Source organism: Flavobacterium sp. AC105, assembly GCF_979258495.1.
In genome coordinates this window covers 2,584,602-2,604,592 of the sequence record NZ_OZ409860.1, presented here as the reverse complement: position 1 = coordinate 2,604,592, position 19,991 = coordinate 2,584,602, and the positions used below count along the sequence as shown (strand labels likewise).

The 19,991-nt window shown below is 36.3% G+C and carries 14 protein-coding genes; 8 read left to right on the top strand and 6 right to left on the bottom strand.

From position 1 onward, the window contains the following. Positions 1 to 16: 16 nt before the first annotated feature. The 3 genes from ACZ0AH_RS10880 to ACZ0AH_RS10870 all read right to left on the bottom strand — a co-directional run bounded on the left by ACZ0AH_RS10880 (position 17) and on the right by ACZ0AH_RS10870 (position 8,036). Positions 17 to 2,017 (bottom strand): RagB/SusD family nutrient uptake outer membrane protein, encoded by a 2,001-nt coding sequence (locus ACZ0AH_RS10880; protein ID WP_463475827.1) that lies wholly within the window; start codon positions 2,015 to 2,017, stop codon positions 17 to 19. 14 nt (positions 2,018 to 2,031) lie between these two features. Then, a complete protein-coding gene (locus tag ACZ0AH_RS10875; protein ID WP_463475826.1) occupies positions 2,032 to 5,409 on the bottom strand; it encodes a SusC/RagA family TonB-linked outer membrane protein in 3,378 nt (1,125 codons plus the stop codon). A gap of 437 nt (positions 5,410 to 5,846) precedes the next feature. After that, positions 5,847 to 8,036: a hypothetical protein gene (locus ACZ0AH_RS10870; RefSeq protein WP_463475825.1), complete on the bottom strand. Its 2,190-nt coding sequence runs from the start codon at positions 8,034 to 8,036 to the stop codon at positions 5,847 to 5,849. 287 nt (positions 8,037 to 8,323) lie between these two features. Here ACZ0AH_RS10870 and ACZ0AH_RS10865 point away from each other — a divergent pair, with 287 nt between their 5' ends. The 3 genes from ACZ0AH_RS10865 (at position 8,324) to ACZ0AH_RS10855 (ending at position 11,931) form a co-directional block, all read left to right on the top strand. After that, positions 8,324 to 10,465 carry a catalase gene (locus ACZ0AH_RS10865; RefSeq protein ID WP_463475824.1) on the top strand — a complete coding sequence of 714 codons (2,142 nt, stop codon included), beginning with the start codon at positions 8,324 to 8,326 and terminating at the stop codon, positions 10,463 to 10,465. 18 nt (positions 10,466 to 10,483) lie between these two features. After that, entirely contained in the window at positions 10,484 to 11,053 is a 570-nt protein-coding gene (locus tag ACZ0AH_RS10860) for a YciE/YciF ferroxidase family protein (protein ID WP_463475823.1), read from the top strand. A gap of 140 nt (positions 11,054 to 11,193) precedes the next feature. Beyond that, on the top strand, positions 11,194 to 11,931 hold the full coding sequence (locus ACZ0AH_RS10855; protein ID WP_463475822.1) for a DUF72 domain-containing protein: 738 nt from the start codon (positions 11,194 to 11,196) through the stop codon (positions 11,929 to 11,931). Here the strand turns inward: ACZ0AH_RS10855 and ACZ0AH_RS10850 are convergent. Further along, positions 11,928 to 12,944, bottom strand: a complete 1,017-nt coding sequence (locus tag ACZ0AH_RS10850; RefSeq protein ID WP_463475821.1) for a chemotaxis protein CheB — start codon at positions 12,942 to 12,944, stop codon at positions 11,928 to 11,930. The two genes, ACZ0AH_RS10855 and ACZ0AH_RS10850, sit on opposite strands and share 4 nt — an antisense overlap. Positions 12,945 to 13,034: 90 nt before the next feature. After that, the gene (locus ACZ0AH_RS10845; RefSeq protein ID WP_463475820.1) at positions 13,035 to 14,204 is read right to left on the bottom strand and encodes a zinc-dependent alcohol dehydrogenase; all 1,170 of its coding nucleotides are present in this window, start codon (positions 14,202 to 14,204) and stop codon (positions 13,035 to 13,037) included. 224 nt (positions 14,205 to 14,428) lie between these two features. Between ACZ0AH_RS10845 and ACZ0AH_RS10840 the strand changes: the two genes are divergently transcribed. The 5 genes from ACZ0AH_RS10840 to ACZ0AH_RS10820 all read left to right on the top strand — a co-directional run bounded on the left by ACZ0AH_RS10840 (position 14,429) and on the right by ACZ0AH_RS10820 (position 18,918). Next, positions 14,429 to 16,012 (top strand): FAD-dependent oxidoreductase, encoded by a 1,584-nt coding sequence (locus ACZ0AH_RS10840; RefSeq protein ID WP_463475819.1) that lies wholly within the window; start codon positions 14,429 to 14,431, stop codon positions 16,010 to 16,012. Positions 16,013 to 16,017: 5 nt separating this feature from the next. Then, positions 16,018 to 16,596 carry a flavodoxin family protein gene (locus tag ACZ0AH_RS10835; protein WP_463475818.1) on the top strand — a complete coding sequence of 193 codons (579 nt, stop codon included), beginning with the start codon at positions 16,018 to 16,020 and terminating at the stop codon, positions 16,594 to 16,596. Between the two features lie 118 nt (positions 16,597 to 16,714). Then, entirely contained in the window at positions 16,715 to 16,855 is a 141-nt protein-coding gene (locus tag ACZ0AH_RS10830) for a hypothetical protein (RefSeq protein ID WP_463475817.1), read from the top strand. 126 nt (positions 16,856 to 16,981) lie between these two features. Continuing rightward, positions 16,982 to 17,881: an SDR family NAD(P)-dependent oxidoreductase gene (locus ACZ0AH_RS10825; protein WP_463475816.1), complete on the top strand. Its 900-nt coding sequence runs from the start codon at positions 16,982 to 16,984 to the stop codon at positions 17,879 to 17,881. Positions 17,882 to 18,240: 359 nt separating this feature from the next. After that, on the top strand, positions 18,241 to 18,918 hold the full coding sequence (locus ACZ0AH_RS10820) for an SRPBCC family protein (protein WP_463475815.1): 678 nt from the start codon (positions 18,241 to 18,243) through the stop codon (positions 18,916 to 18,918). A 90-nt stretch (positions 18,919 to 19,008) separates the two neighbouring features. Here the strand turns inward: ACZ0AH_RS10820 and ACZ0AH_RS10815 are convergent, their stop codons facing one another. Next, entirely contained in the window at positions 19,009 to 19,989 is a 981-nt protein-coding gene (locus ACZ0AH_RS10815; protein WP_463475814.1) for a beta-propeller domain-containing protein, read from the bottom strand. Positions 19,990 to 19,991 lie beyond the last annotated feature (2 nt).

The following is a 19,991-nucleotide window of genomic DNA, read 5'->3' as shown; positions in this document are numbered from 1 at the left end:
CAGGGCAAATAAAGATTTAAATTTTACTTTCATCATCGACAGCATCCTGCCATTTATCCCAAACTTTAACAGCCGGATTATATCCATCATAACCATAGTTTTGACTTAACTGACCTTTGATATTAGGCTCGATAGCAAGTCTGTACGGAATTGGCCAGTAATTGTTGCGTTTGTCCATAGTATAAAACTTTACACCTGGTTTAAGAGAAATACCAGCCGGATATTTGTTGTAAAGGGTATAATGTACAATACGTTGGTACCAGTAACTTCCTCCGGTTGCATCTGTTCCGGATTGTTTATCCCAATTATCTTTGCTGTACGTTTGTCCCCATTCATCTGGTTTTCCACTCATGGCAAGACAGTGCGAAATACGTTTTAACTCCACATTTCTCCATTCTTCAAGATAAAGTTCTCTTCCTCTTTCTGCACAAATATCACCAATAGTTACAGTAGTATACATTTGCGCAGCTTTTGCTCTTGCTCTTACCACATTTACATCCTGAGCAGCTCCGGAAGCATTACCTTGGTAGAAACGCGCTTCTGCACGTAATAAATAAGTTTCAGCTAAACGATAGATGTACATATGTGCACTCGCTCCGGCTGTAGCGCCCTGAAAATCATTTGCTGCAGGGTTAGCTTCGGCTACAACATCATGATAATAGATTTTATAATGTGGGAAATCAAACCAGTCACGAATAGAATCTTGTGCCAACAGTTTGCCAGCTTCTCTCATTCTAAAGTTTTGTCCGGCCCATGTGGCGCTACCACCTGCTCCGGGAGCATATTTAAGGTCTTCCATATTCACCCAGTTTCCAACTGTGCTGTTATGTCTAAGATCCTGCTTATCCTCGATATGGTTTACAACCCACATAGGATGTTGTGAATAATAAGAACCACTAATAGTACCAATACCACGTCCTATTGCTCTTTGATAATCATATTTTGCATTATAATTCGTTTTATCAGTCAATGGAAAACGCGGTGCTGCTGTTTTTCCATCAGGAGTAATTAAGTTAGCATCGTTCCAGTTAGGTCCAAAAATCCTCATTGAAGAAAATGCTAAAAATGATTGTGCTCCTCCATTTGGTGCAACTAATATCGCTTCAGTATTAGCAGAAATTACTTTGTTTTCAGGTCTGTGTAAATCCCAGATCACATTTCTTGTAATAGGCCATGCTGTTGGATTTCCTCCCGGATCAAAAATTCCTAAAGTATTTTGAACTAAAGAGTAACCTGATTGGCTAATCAAAATATTTGCCTGCGCTTCAGCATCAGCAAATCTTCCGGATGCCAAATAACATTTTATCAATAACTGACGGCATGCTCCTTTGCTCACCATACCTACGTATCCTATTTTTGACTGCTCCGGAACATATTGTACAGCTTTCTCCATATCTGCTGTAATCATTTCTATGATAGCTTCCTTTTTAGTAGAATAATAACTTTGCTTTGGAACTGACAAAATTCTGGTAATCAATGGAATATCTCCAAATTCATAAACCAGATTCAGATAACGGTAAGCTCTGTGAAAATAAGCTTGTCCGATATATTTATTTTTAACTTCCTCAGTTAAAGTGGTTACATTACCAATATACGTTAATACGGTATTGGCATTCTTAATACCTGTATAAGCTTCAGTCCATAAAAATCCCAGATAAAGCGATTCTCCACCCGGATCTCTTCTAAAGTCACCGGTAGGAACTACAGTCGCAGCATAATCAGCAATATTACTGCCTGTATCTGTTTTCCCGTATTGTGCCATATCAGAAAAAAGATACTCTGTACCAATTGGCACATTTACACCAGAATAACCATAGTGAATATAATTATTACGCAGCTGTTTATCACACAGTGCTAAAGTTGCCTGTAATCCGGCTTCGGTAGAAAATGTAGCTTCCGGTTCGTAAAACGAAAGCGGATCTGAATCCAGAAAATCTTTTGAACAAGAAGTAGACAGCGTCGCCAATACTATAAATGGCACCAGTCTTAAAACTTTATTTTTTATATATCTTTTCATTGTTGAGTAATTTTTTAAAGTTGTATGTTTAAACCTAAATTAAACTGTCTTGTAGCCAATCCTCCTGTTTCCGGGTCTCCAAAATATTTCCATTCTCTGGAAGCTGACCATGTTGCTACATTTTGAACCGACGTATAAATTTTTAGATTTTTAACATGTATGCGATCTAAAAGATCTTTAGGAATCGAATAAGCTAACGAAATGTTGTCCAGACGAATAAAACTGCGATCATACAATTTTCCTGGTGCAACCGGAGTTCCTGCAGGTCCTTTAGCATCAAGACGTGCCCAATCATTGGTTGGGTTGTCAAGTGTCCAATATGGATTTTCATACGGATTAAAGTTGAATTTATACAAACTGCTGTCGTTGAAAGTATTCATATAACTTGAATTAAGTGATTTGTTCCCCATGTAGGAATACATGCTAATCGCCAAATCCCAACTTTTATAAATCTTAAAATCATTGCGCAGTGACCACTGTACAGGAGCAACTGAATTTCCTAAAAACTGCTTGTCTTTTTCATTATAAACTGCTTTTTTATAAGGAACACCGTCTGCTCCTACTGCATCTACATCATCTCCCGTATAGCTGTTTGCAACTTTTGGATCTCCGGGACGCTGTCCGTATTTCTGAGCTTCTTTCCACTCATCTTTTTGCCAGATTCCAGTTACTCTGTAATCCCAAATTTGAGAGATTGGTTTGCCTATAAACCATCCGTTAGCTGAATCATCACCTTCTTTGTTTCCAATAACATTACCGTCAGCATCTTTAATATCTACTCTGTTACCATACAATGACAAAATCTTATTTTCGTTATAAGATATTCCAAATGTAGTACGCCATTCAAAGTTTGGTCTTTTCATATTAAGCGTGTTAAGACTAAGCTCAACACCTTGATTCTGAACCGCTCCAAGATTAGTTGCAATAGATGAGAAACCCGTGAAACCAGGTAGGGCCTGACTCATAATCATATCATGTGTAGTCTTTCTGTAAACATCAACTGTAGCAGTAAAACGATCTTGTAAGAAACCTAAGTCAAGACCAATATTTGTCGATCTTGTTTTTTCCCATTCCAAATTTGGATTTGCCAGACGATCAAGTGCTAAATATTTCAGCTCTAACGCTTTTCCTCCAGCATCTAAATATCCCATTGTTCCGGTATTGACTAAGTTAGCCAAAGAAATGTACGGATCATTAAGCGATCTGTTTCCATTTTCACCCCACGATAAACGTAATTTACCTGTAGACATCGCATCCCAATTAAACCAGTTTTCATTTTTAAAGTTCCATGCAACCCCAAAAGAAGGGAAAGTTGCATAAGGATTTGAAGCTCCAAATGCTGAATATCCATCACGACGAACAGTCGCTGTTAGCATATAACGATTATCAAACGAATAGAAAAGTCTTGCCATCAAACCATCTGCTGTTTGATGTGTGTCGTTTGATCTAATCGCACTATTTGCCATTGTTGCAGTAGAAACATTGTGAAATCCTAAAGCATCCGAAGGCTGAATATTATAAGCATCCATTCCGTCTGACCAATAACGGCGTTCTTCAGCTTCCTGAACTAACGTTAATATAATGTGGTGCTTTTCAGTAAATGTGTAATCCCACGCTAATGTATTATTCAGGTTATAATCAAAACTTGAAGAATTATTTCTGGTTGCTCCATGAGTAGCAGCAGCCCAGTTTGGATTTTGCGTGGATTGGAAATAACGATCGTGGAAAAACTGATAACGAGGAGCAATATTGAAGGAATACGTGATACCTGCAGGCAAAGTTATCTTTGTATTAAAAACAGTATTCAATGTAGTATATCCTGTCTCCTTATCAATAAATTGACGCTCGTAGTAATAGTTATAATTTTGTCCTGAAACATTTTTACCCATCGGTTGTCTCTCATAGTTGCCATTTGCATCTATAAAGGTTCCAAACGGACTGGTTCTCATCATATTGTTATCTCCGGAATTTGTACCTAAAGAAGGAGTAATATCTCCATCTGATCGATCCTGAAAATTCACGTTTGCTCCAAAGTCAAGCCAATCCGTGATTTTAGCATCAATTTTCATGTTAGAACGAGCTGATTTATAATCATTACCCACAATAGCACCTTGTGAAGTCAAATAACCAAAAGACATATAATAATTTATCTTGTCCCCTGCTCCTGAAATACTTAAATTATTGTCACGGTTAAACCCTGTTCTAAAAGAACTATCGCTCCAATCGTGGGTTTTATCTGCCAGGAAATTAGCCATAAGCGAAGGATCGAAATTCAAACCTAAACGTGTTCCCCATACTTCTTTCGTACTTTTTCCTGCTGTTTGCGCAGCTGGCTGATATGCTAACCATTGCGCTTCTGTAATACCCCATTTGGCTAAATCATTCGGACTTGAAAAATAACCTGGTTTACCAGCGGCAACTGTACCAGCTATAAATGCTTCGTATTGTCCAGTTGTGGTATTAGCACCATAAGTTTGGGCAGTCTCCCAGTCTTCACGGTATTTTAAATACCCTTCTGGAGAATACACACCGCGATAAGCACTTTTATTGCTAACCGTCGTGTTTGTAGTAAAACTAATGACAGGCTTACCTGCCTTACCTCTTTTGGTAGAAATAATAATAACCCCTGCAGCTGCTTTCGCCCCATAAACAGATGCAGCCGATGCATCTTTTAAAATATCGATAGAGCCGATATCATCAGGATTAATTTCTGAAAGCTCGCCATAGAACTGCATTCCGTCTAAAATAATAAGCGGTGAATTATGCACACCATCATTATTAGGATTATAAACAGAACTTTGTCCACGAATCTGCAATCTTCCTCCTCCTTTTGCCGAAGGATCATAACCTACACTTACACCAGGAGTACCTCTTAAGATATCCTGAACGGTTTGCGGATTTTGGTTGGCCAGCTTGTCAGGCGTTATCTGAACAATTGCTCCCGTTAAATCCTTTTTCTTCATTTTACCATAACCTACTACAACTACCTCATCTAGTGAAGTTGTAGCCTTTTGCAGTTTTACATTAACGATAGTTTGACCTTTTAAAGTAACTTCTTTAGTGGTATACCCTAAATAAGTAAAAACTAATACTGCATTTTCGTTATCTACTTTTAAAGTAAATTTTCCGTCAAAATCTGTTAAAGCACTATTTCTGGTGCCTTTTTCCAAAATAGTTACTCCCGGCAGCGGCATACCGTTTTCATCATTGACTTGTCCATTAATGCTTTTTTGCTGGTTTACATTCTTTGGGTCTGTTGTCCCATTAGAGCTAATAGCGTAACCGTGAACTTGAGTTAAAGAAAACAATACACAGAATATCATCATTTTCTTTTTCAGATTAAATCCGGATACACAATCAGGACTTTTTTTAATCCTAATAAAATTTGTCATTTTTGGTTTGTGATTTTGGTTATTAAATAGTTAGTTTTTGATAATCACTGCAACGCAGGTTTAAAAAATCGAATTAGTGATTTGTGTTGCAAAATTGATTAATAATGGGTCTAAACAGGGGTAATAAAATCCGTTTTTGGGTATACGAAAGTCTTCTTTCTGCATTTTTTCCCATATTTTATCGCAAAAAAAGAACATTATTAAAAAAATTCTTAAAAAAGTAAGAATCCACAAACAATAATGAATTTCTGAGATGTGTAAGGTTTTTCAAAATTCTTTAAACAAAAAAAAGCGGCTGCCTTTACAACCGCTTTTACTTCTGTTTATAAACTGTAGTATTATGCTGAAAACTACATTTTAGGACATTGCCAATAAAAAGTAATTATTTCAAAATAATCCTTTTATTATTTGTATTCAAAATTCATAGGAAGCATTTATTATTGCCATGTTATTTTAACCGAACTATCACCGGGAATTCTGTATTCAAGCAAATCAACAGTTTTGGCAACAGGCAGAATATTATTTTTTTGAATGGAGACCTCAATTTTAATTTTTATTTTTTTTGGAAGTAAAATTTTAAAATTACATTCAAAAGAAGCGCTTCCCAAAACAGAAAAAGTAATCGTTTGCTTTGATTTCCTAATTCCGGTCAACGGATAATCTGAAAACAATATAAAGTCTTCATCCTTAACCTTATGATATTGTCGTGTTAAAACGCCAAAACCTACTCCGGCACCATAAACCTCCTGCCCGACTTGTCCGCTTTTTTCCCATCCGTTATAAAGATCTTCAAGCGGAATCCATAGTTCTTTTTCGACTTCACCTGTTTTAACCTCATCAGAGATCATGTCTTCAGGAAGTTTTGTCGGATAATAATAAGGAAATCTGCTTAAAGCATATTTTAGAAATTCCGAAATTAAAATCTTTACAGAAGGAAGTAAATTTATGGATTTAGCCTGTATTAAATATTCGGATAATCCTGCATAAACTTCCATTTCCTCATAAGCAGCAGTATACGGCGCATCATTAAGCGGAAAAACAGAAAAATAATTAGGGTAGTTTTTACCAAATCCGTATTGGCAATCCCATATTTGCATGTTCTTAAAAAGACAGGCAATACAGGCATAACTCAAATCCAGGTATTGTTGTTTGTTGGTAATTTTATACAATTCTAAAAGAGCTCCGGCAGAAAAAGCCGTGTTATTGGCCTGATACAGAATATCAAAACCACAGCCAGCAAATTTTTTCACCGCTTTTTCAGCTTCATTCAAATAACGGGTATCATTAGTCATTCGAAACAGCAGCAGCATTAAATGTGCATAAGATCCGGGAACATCTTTTTCGCCTCCTTTTCCGGGTTCGGTTTCCTTTTTTATAACCTCAAGTGTATCCATTTTATAAAATACAGGCCATTGATAATCAAAATGATGTGCAACTTTAATAGCAAATTCAACAGATTTTAAAACAAGATCTTCTGCTTTTTTTTCGCCTTTTAAAGCAAGTCTGGCCAGATTCATAAGCGGATGATGCAGATACCACGAATCCATAACCATTTCTTTTTTTTGCTCTTCTGATTTGTCCAGTTCCTCACTAAGCTGCGGAAGCCAGCGGTTAATCGTTTTTATCTTAGGATCATAAAAAGAATCAATTCCGCAAAGCAAATCATCATAAACAGGATGTTTTTCTCCGTACCAGTCTTTTAGCTCATTCAATGGCATCAATACAGCAATCTGAACCATAACTTCTGCCGGCGTAGCATAATCGCATAAGTACGCATTTAGATATGAAATTCCTTTCGTTTGTGTCCAGCAGCCTTTACTTTTATACAAATCATCAAGACAATTTTGTGTAATCTCCAGCCAATTATGATAAACAATTTCAGGATGGGGCAACGAGGAGTAAACGTCGGCCAAATTGTTTAGAAATTGCTGCGTTTCCGCTATTTCATCTTCAATAGTATCAGTAGAAAATAAAACATAAGCATCCGATAACACATACGCTTTATCCGAAGGCAAAGGGTCTTGCTTTGTTACAGGCAGCTCAAAACCTATTTCAGGCCAGCTTCCGCCAACGGTATTATCTACTGAAGTTTTGGTGGCTTCACAATATTCACTAAGAGAACCCAGGTTCTGAAAGTAAAAAACAGAACCGGTTTTTGGTTTTGTCAAACTTGCAAATAATATTCCTGACCTTGAACCCAGTTGGTTTACATGTATCTTTCCATTCGTGTTTTCTACACTTCCCTTTTGTGTTAAAGGAATAATATCTCTTGGCCAGAACGGGATAAGCAACGGAAAATTTGCCTTAAATGATGTTTTATAATGTAATAACGGTTTACCACTATCAGGAAAGTTTACACAAACTTCATACTTGCCAAGTCTTGTTTCTAAATTAATAACAAGAAGTTCGCCGTCATCTAATAAATTAGACACTTCAAAAAAACTGTTCATACCAAAGGCAGCACGAAAAGCCATCTTTCCGTGGTCTGGCCAAGTTGCAACAATCCATAATGAATCGCCGGTATTGAAAGCCTGAAAAATATAAGTTTGAAATTTCCTTTCCCAAATTGCTGTACTGTTTTCCAAATCTGCGTGAACGGTTGCCGTCCATGGTGAAATTGTCTGCATATTTCAATTTTTTGTTATCATACTCTATTATCTGTTTACACAAATATCAATTCATTTACAGTCAATAGCTTACATTATTTAAATTGAAAATTATAATTTTTCAATTAATCAAAATAAATAATGACTTTGAAAGACTTTACATACAATGGTAATTCTGAAATCTTAAATAATAATCATATAAAATCTTAGCAAACACATAAATTAAATTTGAAATTGGAGATTTAATCAAACATAAGGTCTTGATAGTAAATCGTCTAAACAAAAATTTAATTCCAAAATTATAGTATATGAAAAATTTTCAAGACGAAAAACAGCGTGATTTGCTGCAAAACAAATCAGATGGGACTAATAAGTTTTTGACTACAGATCAGGGTGTTCGCATCAATGATGACAACAATTCCCTAAAAGCCGGAGAGCGAGGACCTTCTTTATTGGAAGATTTTATCCTAAGAGAAAAAATCACACATTTTGACCACGAAAGAATTCCTGAAAGAATTGTTCATGCACGTGGTTCCGGAGCACATGGATTTTTTGAAGTCACAAATCCAATCCCGGAATTAACAAAAGCCGGTTTCCTTAAAGAAGCAGGATTAAAAACGCCTGTTTTTGCCAGATTCTCGACTGTTGCAGGATTTAGAGGTTCTACAGATCTTGCAAGAGATGTAAGAGGATTTGCCGTTAAATTTTACACTCAGGAAGGTATTTATGATTTGGTTGCAAATAATATTCCGGTGTTCTTTATTCAGGATGCTTCCAAATTTCCGGATCTTATTCACGCTGTAAAACCTGAACCGCACAATGAAATTCCTCAGGCTGCATCTGCACATGATACATTTTGGGATTTTATTTCCTTAATGCCAGAATCTATGCATATGATTATGTGGGCAATGTCTGATCGTGCCATTCCAAGAAGTTATAGAATGATGGAAGGTTTTGGGGTACATACTTTCAGATTAATTAATGAGGAAAATGAATCCACTTTTGTGAAATTCCATTGGAAACCTAAATTAGGAACACATGCCGTAGTTTGGGATGAAGCCTTGAAAATTTCCGGTAATAATCCGGATTTCCACAGACAGGATTTATGGGAAGCCATTGAAATGGGAAATTTCCCTGAATGGGAATTGGGCGTACAAATCATACCTGAGGAAGACGAACATAAATATGAATTTGATTTGCTTGATCCAACAAAATTAGTTCCTGAAGAACTTGTTCCGGTAACAATCGTAGGAAGAATGGTGCTGAACAAAAATCCGGATAATTTCTTTGCAGAAACCGAGCAGGTTGCTTTTCATCCGGGACATGTGGTGCCGGGAATTGATTTTACAAATGATCCTTTGCTTCAGGGAAGATTGTTCTCTTATACTGATACGCAGTTATCGAGATTAGGAAGCCCTAATTTTCATGAAATACCAATTAACAGAAGTGTTGCTCCTGTTCACAATAACCAGCGTGACGGACATATGCGCCAGGAAATTAATAAAGGCCGCGTAAGTTATCACCCAAACTCTCTTGGCGGCGGATGCCCTTTTCAGGCTAAAATTGCCGAAGGTGGATTTGCAAGCTTTAACGAACGTGTTGATGCTCATAAGGTAAGAGAAAGAAGTGAAAGTTTTGCAGATCATTTTGGTCAGGCAAAATTGTTTTTTAACAGCCAGACGCCTACTGAAAAAAGCCATATTGTAAGAGCGCTTCGTTTTGAACTTGGCAAAGTAGAAACCACAGCAATCAGAGTCAGAATGCTGGGACTTTTATCTCAGGTTGATATGCAGCTGGCCGAAAAAGTTGCGATGGGACTTGGTGCTTCTATTCCGCCAATACTAGAAACTCCTATAAATAAAGGTGTTTCGCCTGAAAATGAAATGGGAGATCAGGAACCACGTTCTGTAGATTCATCAGTTGAATCTTCTGATGCACTTTCGATGATCAAAAACCCAACAAATTCGCCAACAATTGCATCAAGAAAAGTAGCTATTCTTTGTTCTGATGGCGTTTCTAAAGCAGCGGTGATGAATATGAAAAAAACACTTTTAAAAGAAGATGCGAAAGGCTTTGTTATTGCGCCTCATCTGGGATCTATTATTACAGATTCTGACGAAGCAATTGCCGTTGATTTTAGTTTCTTAACTACATCATCTGTATTATTTGATGCTGTTTATATTCCACAAAACATCAACCTTAATACGCTGGCAAATAATGATGATGTTCTGGAGTTTCTTACTGATGCTTACAGACACTGCAAAGTAATTGGTGCCGATGGCGAAGCAACAGGTTTGTTAAGTGCAACCCCATTTGCTTCAAAAATCAGTAATGATGATGCGGGAATCATACTAGAAAGTGAACCTGCAACAGAAGGATTTGCGCTTGATTTTATCAATGCAATGTCAGGTCATCGTATTTGGGAACGCGAAGAAAATTTATACAACTAACATTAATATATAAGACTTATGAAAAATTCAGATAAACCTACGCCGGATAAAACTGCCTACAAAAAAAATGATAAAAATATAGTTTCACCTGCTTCTGACGCTGCTTCAGAATTAAAGGACTTTTTTATTGACAGCCTTAAAGATATTTACTGGGCCGAAAATGCATTGGTAAACGCTTTGCCAAAAATGGCTGATAATGCAACTTCTGCAGCGCTGTCGAGTGCTATTGCAGAGCATTTGGAAGTGACCAAAAATCAGGTAGCAAGACTTGAGAAAGTTTTTGAGCTGCTGGGAGAAAGTGCAGAAGGAAAAAAATGCGAAGCCATGGCCGGACTTCTTAAAGAAGGAGACAGTATTCTTCAGGAAACTGTGCCCGGAGCAGTTCGTGATGCGGGAATAATTGCTGCATCACAAAAAATAGAACATTACGAAATTGCAACCTATGGTACTTTATGTGCTTTTGCAAAAACACTTGGTGAAAATGACGCTGCAAAATTATTAACGCAAACTTTAGCCGAAGAAAAAGAGGCTGATTGCATCCTTAATGATGTAGCATTAAATACGGTAAATATAGTTGCTGCCGAATAACAGCTATATCTTTGGAGAACAAAATCTCCGCAAATTTTACTCTCATTTTATTTGGAAAAACATCTGCATTTTTGTGCAGATGTTTTTTGTATTTGCCTCATTTTATAAAAATAATTTTAATTAAATTAATCTGGCTTCTTATGGAAAAACAGAAAATTTATATTGGAACTTCTGGCTGGTCATACAAACATTGGCGCGGCACTTTTTATCCGGAAACGATCAAGGTTAAGGATCATTTTTCGTATTATCTTCAACATTTTAATACGGTTGAAATCAATAATACTTTTTACGGAATGCCTGCTGAAGAAACATTTCTGAACTGGGAAAAAAAAGTACCTGATGATTTTATATATGTTATAAAAGCCAATCGCGGTATTACACACCTGAAAAAACTGCATGATCCTGCCCTAACCCTTTATCCTTTCTTAGATCGTGTCAAATTATTAGGCAAAAAACTCGGACCAATTCTCTTTCAGCTTCCTCCGTTTATGAAATCAGATCGTACACTTTTTGAAGCATTTTTAAAAGAGCTACCAAAAAAGTATCGGTATGTTTTTGAATTTCGAAATGAAGATTGGTATAAGGATGAGATTTATCTTTTATTAAAAAAATACAATTGCGCCTTTTGTATTTATGAACTCGCAGGACATCTTTCTCCACTCGAAGTCACAGCAGATTTTGTGTATCTTAGACTTCATGGCCCTGGCGATAAATATCAGGGCAGTTATCCGGATGAAACATTAAAAAAATGGGCACAGCAATGTTATCAATGGTCAAAAAACAAAGATGTATTTGTGTATTTTGATAATGATGAAAAAGGATACGCAGCCTTTAACGCCTTAAAACTTCACGAATTTATCGAACAAATAAAAGTTTAGGCACTCTGAATATCATCCTTATTATTAGACAATTTTACAACTAAGGATTTTAAGCGTTTAATATGTTCATCCATATCATCCATTCTTTTTTGAAGGGAAAATGCAGTCGAATCTTCCGTGTTCCTATTTCTGCGTGAAAGAAGCAATCGAAGCATATTTCGTTTTTCTTCTAACATTCTGATCGATACCCAAATTGATTCTTCTATTTGTAAATCCTGCAGATCCTGCAATAATTTTTCGGTATACACATGTCCGGTATGACACCTGTACCGATGAGTGGGATCATTTTTTACTTCCCAAAGTCCGCCGCCGCAATCCGGGCATACAAAATCGCTTCGGTCAGCAATTTTCTTAAGTTTGTTTATATCGCTCATAAGTTTCTCTGTTAAATCAGCCTCAACTATCAGCTCGTCCGGAATAGCGACTTTTGGCGGAAGCGGTTCTTTTAAAATATCTTCTATAACCTTTGGAATTTCCTGCAAACCTGCCATATAATCTACCTCAATTCTTTTCATAACATTAAGCGGCATATCAGCATATTCAGCTTCAGACGGATCTTGTACAATACAAAGTCCGCCACAGCTTTTAATAGCATACATCCCCGAAGTTCCGTCTTCGAGCATTCCCGTAACAACAATTCCTATGGCCTGATTTCCAAAATGAACAGCCGCAGAACGAAAAAGAACATCAATAGAAGGCCGGTACTTATTCTCTTCCGGTCCTTGATTAAGATACATTTTATTATCCTTAACTAATAGGTGATGTTCCGGAGGTGCGAGGTAAATTTTTCCTCTTTCAATACTCATATTATCTGATGCTACAATACATTTTAAAGTGGTGTTTTTTTGAAATATTTCTACAATATTGGTAGCATTAGATTTTCTTGATACATGAAGAACAATCATAATTGCGGCATCAATTGTTTTGGGCAAGCCCTCAATTATTTTTACAATTGCCCTGATACCGCCTGCTGATGCACCAATAACAATAAGGTTTCTTATTTGATTTATCATATGTTTCTACTTAAAATTCTAGTTTAAATTATAACACAAAAGATGAAATTCTAAAGAACAGTTTTTTTTAGAATTTCATCTTCCATAAAATTATTGCCACGGATCAAGTACAACCTTAACACATCCATCTTCTCTTTTATTGAAAATATTATAAGCATCAGAAATTTGGGATAAAGGCATTCTATGCGTAATAATATCGTCTAATTTCACTTTTCCCTGAACCACAAAATCCAATAATTTGTCTATGTGTTTGTGTGCTGGCGCTTGTCCCCCTTTTAATACGATTCCCTTATCGAAAAACTGACCAATAGGAAAATTATCATAATTTACCGGATAAACCCCTAATACCGAAACAATTCCGCTACGTCTTACAGCGCTCATACAGGCTTCCAGAACTTTAGTCGATCCTTTTTCGAAATTAACAGTCGCTTTTATACGCTCTGCAAAATTGCGGTCCGGCTCAAAACCTACGGCATCGATACAAACATCTGCTCCGCGACCGTAAGTTAAAGCCCGGATATGTTCTATTACATCTTTTGGTCCGTCTTCCCAAAGTATTGTTGTACAATCCGCTGCAGCTTTTGCTTTATCTAATCGATATTGCAGAGTATCAACTATAATTACCTGTGCCGCACCGCAAAGCCAGGCGCTTTTGGCAGCCATTATTCCAACAGGGCCCGCACCAAAAATGGCAATAGTTTCACCGCCTTTTACTTCTCCCCAATCGATTCCTGTATATCCTGTCGGAAAAATATCCGTTAGAAAAAGAACCTCTTCATCGGTTAAATTATCAGGAACAACCCTTGGTCCAAAATTAGCATAAGGAACTCTCACATATTGCGCCTGACCGCCGTCATAACCGCCATACAGATCTGTATAACCAAATAATGCGCCGCCTTTTTGGGTAGTTATTCCGCCTTCGGGACCATAATGTTCCGGATTGCTATGTTCGCAATTGCCTACAAGATTATGATCGCAGAAAAAACAGTTTCCGCACGCAATGGGAAAAGGAACTACAACCCGATCTCCTCTTTTAAGGTGTGTTACGGTCGATCCGGTTTCTTCAACAATTCCCATAAATTCATGTCCAAGCACCATTGGCCTGGGTTGCGGAAATCCGCCTGAATAAATATGCAAATCAGATCCGCAAATGGCCGTAGCCGTAACTTTTATAATAATATCATCTTTTTCTTTTAGTTTGGGATCATCGACTGTATCGTATTTTACAGATCCGGGTCCGTGTATCACAGCTGCTTTCATAATAAGATTTTTAAATTAACAAAAAATCTAAATAACTAATAATTAACATCTTATGTTTATATTATTTAGTATTTTTTTTACATATAAAACACAACTGGCAATCATATAAAATTTAAAATTTAAACTATAAATTTCCTATAAAAACCATTATTAGCTTTGATATCAACTGGTTATAAATTTCCTTTTATGGAATTTGACTAACATCACTTTAAAAAAATAACAATATGGAAAAATCGGAAAATAAACTAAAAAGTTCCAGTATTACTTCGGGAGAGAATGTTTCATATTGGATAGATTCCACAGAAATTATTTCATACAATAAACCGGATCAGGATGTTGATACACAAGTACTTATTATTGGTGGTGGAATTGCGGGCCTGACAACAGCTTACAAACTTCTTAAAGCAGGAAAAAAAGTAGTTGTGGTAGAAGATGGTTTTATTGGCAGCGGCGAAACCGGACGAACTACAGCACATTTAACTTGTGCGCTTGACGATCGCTATTATTTTCTTGAAAAAATATTTGGAGAAGATGCCGCAAAACTTGCAGCCGAAAGTCATACGGCGGCCATTGACGAAATTGAAAAAATTATAACCGAATTAAACATTGACTGTTCCTTTAAAAGAGTGAATGGATATTTGTTTCTCGATCCAAGTGATAAAGAAATAAATTTAGACAAAGAATTTCAGGCAACCCAAAAAGCAGGATTAAGAACCTCTTTATTAAAAGGAATTCCTGCACTGGCAAATTGCGAAACCAAAAGATGCCTTGCCTTTAGCAATCAGGCTCAGTTTCATATTTTGCATTATCTCAAAGGACTTGCCGAAGCTGTTAATTCGCTTGGCGGAATTATTTATACCGAAGCCCATGCAGAGAACATTACTAAAAAAGGCGCAAAAGTTAATGGTTTTACTTTTACGGCTGAACATCTTGTAATTGCAACCAATTCTCCTGTAAATGATATTCTGACGATTCATACCAAACAACATGCTTACAGGACTTATGTTATTGCGGGTAAAGTTCCTAAAGGGCAGCTTCCCTATTCGCTTTGGTGGGACACGGGAGATCAGGAATCAAAATGGGTTTCTCAGCCTTATCATTATGTCCGTTTGGAAAATTATGATGACGAATATGATTTGCTGATTTCAGGAGGAGAAGATCATAAAACGGGTCAGGCAGACGAAGAAGGAATTTCGCAGGCAGAACGATATGACAGACTCGAAGCCTGGACACGAAATTATTTTCCTATGCTCGAAAATGACCTTACTTACAGATGGTCCGGTCAGGTAATGGAACCTGTGGATTCTTTAGGTTTTATGGGTAAAAATCCGGGAGACGATACTATTTATATTATTACCGGAGATTCCGGAAATGGTATGACACATGCAACAATTGGCGCCATGATTATTTGTGACAGCATAATAGGAATCAAAAATAAATGGGAAGATTTATACAGCCCTTCGCGTATTACACTTAAAATTGCTGTCGATTTTGCAAAAGAAATGAGCAATATGGCTTCGCAATATATAGACTGGATTACGGGATCTGATTTAAAAAATACGGCAGATTTAGAAGCTGGTGACGGTGGAATTATTTCGTTTGGATTAAAGAAAATTGCAGTTTACAGGGATTATGATAATTCCTTGAAAGCATTTTCGGCGGTATGTCCGCATTTGGGCTGTATTGTACAATGGAATGGCGATGAGAAATCTTTTGATTGTCCGTGTCACGGATCACGATTTGCTACAGACGGATCTGTTACAAATGGTCCGGCACAATCAGATTTACACAAAATTCAAATCAAATAAAATATATGAAAGCTATTATACTTTTGGCAACGCTAAAAAGCAAAGGGCGTTCTAATACCGAAACGCTCACAGAATTTTTTACAGCATATCTGACCCGGCAAAATATCGAATATGAAATTATTAAACTGGCGAATCATCATATTGTTCCGGGATCATATACACATATGGACACAAAAGATGACTGGTCGGAAATTTACCAGAAAATTTTAGATGCCAAAATTCTGCTTTTTGCCACACCAATTTGGTGGAACAGTCATTCATCTGAACTTCAAAGATGTATCGAACGTCTCGATGAAGTTTACGATATTATTCTTTCTGGTAAAGATTCTCCGCTTGACGGTAAAATTGGCGGCTTAATCGTAACGGGAGATTCAGACGGAGTGGAACATATTACAGGAAATATTGCCAATTTTTTCTGCAGTATAGGTATCACCGTTCCGCCTTATACGTCGCTTGGCGTGATATGGGATGGTCATGCAAAGGATGCTAAAAAAACAAAAACACAATTACTGCAATATTACAAGCGTACGTATGCCAAAGATGCGGAAGCTATGGCAGAATCTTTGAAAAAAGCTTTGAAGTAACAAATTCCACAACTCTATAAATGACTGATAATTATATAATTATAGATTTTAATTCTATAAAATGAAGATATCTTATCCCGATACATTTGAAATTATTAATAATCAAAAATTAAAAGTCATGAACACAAAAGATTCCAATTCAAATGATGCCAGAAAAAATAATGATACTGATAAAAAAAACAGCAGTTCAAAAAGTACTGATCAAAAATCAGGAAATGGCGAAAAAACAGCGACTAAAAAAAGTCCTGCAAAAAAATAATTCTTAACAGAATTAATGGCGCTGAATATTTAAAATTCAGTGTCCCCCAAAATAAGATTCTATAAAATCGAGCAGAATTTTATAGAATCTTATCTTAAAAAAGGCAAACAACTAAACACTAGGATTATGGAAATGAAAAATGTATTAATTACAGGTGCTACGAGTGGAATAGGTTATGAATTTGCAAAAATTTTTGCCAAAAAAAAATGCAACCTTATTCTCATTGCCCGCAATCGCGAGAATCTTAAAAAGACAGCAATTGAAATGCAGGAAATCGCAAAGGAAAAGAATAAAAATGCCAATATTGAGATAACGGAAATAGCTATTGATTTATTTGAAAGAGAAGCTGCCCGCGAGATTTATGAAATTACAAGAGAACGCAGGATTAATGTGGACATTTTAATCAATAATGCCGGTCAGGGCGAATGGGGAAAATTTGTTTCAACAGATCTTGAACGCGACATTAGCCTGGTTGAACTTAATATAAATTCGGTTTTGAGTTTAACCAAATTTTATCTGGAAGACATGCTCAGAGAAGGTAAAGGAAAAATTTTGTTTGTTGCTTCATCAGTTTCAAAAGCTCCGTCTCCTTATATGTCCGTTTATGCGGCAACGAAAGCTTTTATTCTCTCTTTTGCAGAAGCATTGTCAAAAGAAATTAAAAATACCGACATTACAATTACTGTGCTTCGGCCTGATGCTACGGATACTGATTTCTTTCATAAAGCAAAAGCAGAAGACAGTATCGTCTATAAAGAAAAAAAATTAGCCAGTCCTGAAGAAATTGCCAAGGCAGGTTTTAAAGCGCTTAAAGAAGGAAAAAAAGTGGCGCTGCCCGGATTTCAAAATAAATTTCAAAGTGTTTTGAATAATATTATTTCTGATGATGCCATCACTTCTAATATGGAAAAACAAATGAAACTGAGTGATAAAAAAAACGGTCGCGTAAAACCGAATCACATGGCTTCATTGCGCGAGCGTGAATCTATAAATTTATATAAAAAAGCTATTAATGGCGATTATTAATGCTGCAAAAACATCCAAAACTTATCTATCTTTCACTCTAAAAAATAATAGTGTACTTCCTTGTTGTTATTTGTTTTTCATGCTGATACTTTAATGATTTTTTGACAACCATTATTCCAAATTGATGACTTGGAAGTACATTTCTCATTAACCACAACTTTACTGTTTAAATTTTTTATCCCTTCAGAATCAATGAAAAGGTTAATTGTGTAAAAATCAAAATGAATACTGTAAAAGAAAAAACACTTAAAGCACTTAATTTTAAACTTTTACAATTAACCAAATAAGACACTTAGGTCAAAATACAGATAACGGGTGGTTATCCAACATTATAAATTTAATAACAATAAAAAAGAATCATGGAAACAACAGCAACTTCAAATCAAGTTTCTAATTCAGGAACATCAAAACTTAAAACAAACGTATCAACGCTTGAGAGAATCCTAATGGTTACAAGCGGCGGTTATTTATTGTATAAAGGCTTGTCTAAAGAGGATAAAAGTATTGCCCAGATAGGTTCTGGCGGTGCAATGCTTTTACGAGGTATTTCAGGATATTGTCCTGTTTATGATGCAGTAGATCATCTTAAAAATGACAAAGCATCAAATGTAAACATCAGAACAAGCAGTATCATCAATAAGCCTATTGATGAAGTATATTCTTTTTGGCGTGATTTCGAAAACCTTCCAAAATTCATGAACCATCTTGAATCTGTAAAACCTATAAGTTATACGGTTTCAAAATGGACTGCAAAAGGTCCGGCAGGAATTGGTAAATTAAGCTGGCACGCCGAAATTATTAAAGATGAAAAAAACAGACTTATAAGCTGGAATTCACTTCCGGATTCGGCGATTAAAAACGCGGGAAAAATTGTTTTTAGACCTAGCGGAAAAGGAACGGAAATTATTGTGACCATTTCCTATCATGCGCCTCTGGGAATTGCGGGCGAAAGTGCTGCAAAGCTTCTAAATCCGTATTTTGAAAAATTGGTACACGACGATATTATGAATTTTAAAACTTATTTGGAATCTCTTTAGCAGCCTGATTTCAAATACTTTTTTCTAGAAGAAGAAAGCCTGTAATGTGAAAATGTTACAGGCTTTTTGAATTTATTACAAAAAAATAATTTACTTTTTTACGGGTTTTAAAACCGCCAGCTGCAATGAAAACTTTTTAGAAGGAACATTATTTCCTTCGGTAAGTTCGCTAAAATTAGCGTTCATAATCCAGGTGTCATTTGCCGCCATTGCTGCTGTTGACGGAAATGCAAAACGATCTTCAACAGATGTCGATTCTGTTACCTCAGCGGTATTCCAGTTGTCCTGCGTTTTGATTTTAAAAACCTTGTTTACACCTCCGTTTTGTACCAATGTCAAAGTGCTGTCATCATTTAAAAGCATACCGTCTGCACCGGGAAAAAATTGATTTATTTTTACTTTGGTGGCTTTATCAGGATTGGCAATATCAATTTTCACCAGCGATCCCGCTCCATTATTGGCAACAATAAGAAAACCTTTAGCATTAAAAACAATTCCGTTAGGCCCTGTTCCTGCTGATTTTAATAATTCGCTTTTGCTAAAAACACTTGCTTTTCCAGAAGCATCAATTTTATAAACAGCATCGGCAAAACTATCGGTTACATAAACATTTCCTGCAGTATCAAAAATAAGATCATTCGGAAAATGTTCGCCTGGAATTAATGACGCCAAATCAATATCAGCCAGTTTTTTTCCGGATTTAAGATCAATGCTAATAAGTCTTGCCATTTTCTTTTTGGTATCCGGTGTACTGAATTTACTGTAATTGGCATCGCCTGCGCAGGCAAATAATCTTTTTCCGTCAGGATGAATTTTAAGTCCGTAAGTTGATTTTAATGATTTATCAGCATAAAATTCGGCATACTTTCCGTCTTTAGTAACTTTTCCAATTGTGCCCAATCGTGCTGATGAAACATAAAAAACATTTGTGTTTTTGTCAAAAGCAATACCTTCAGGATAGGATTCCGGTGCTTCAAATTCAATTCGTTTTGTTGGTTCCTGTGCCAATTTTGCTGATTCTTGCGCCCATGTTATCTGGACAAACAATACTATTATCAATATCTTTTTCATCG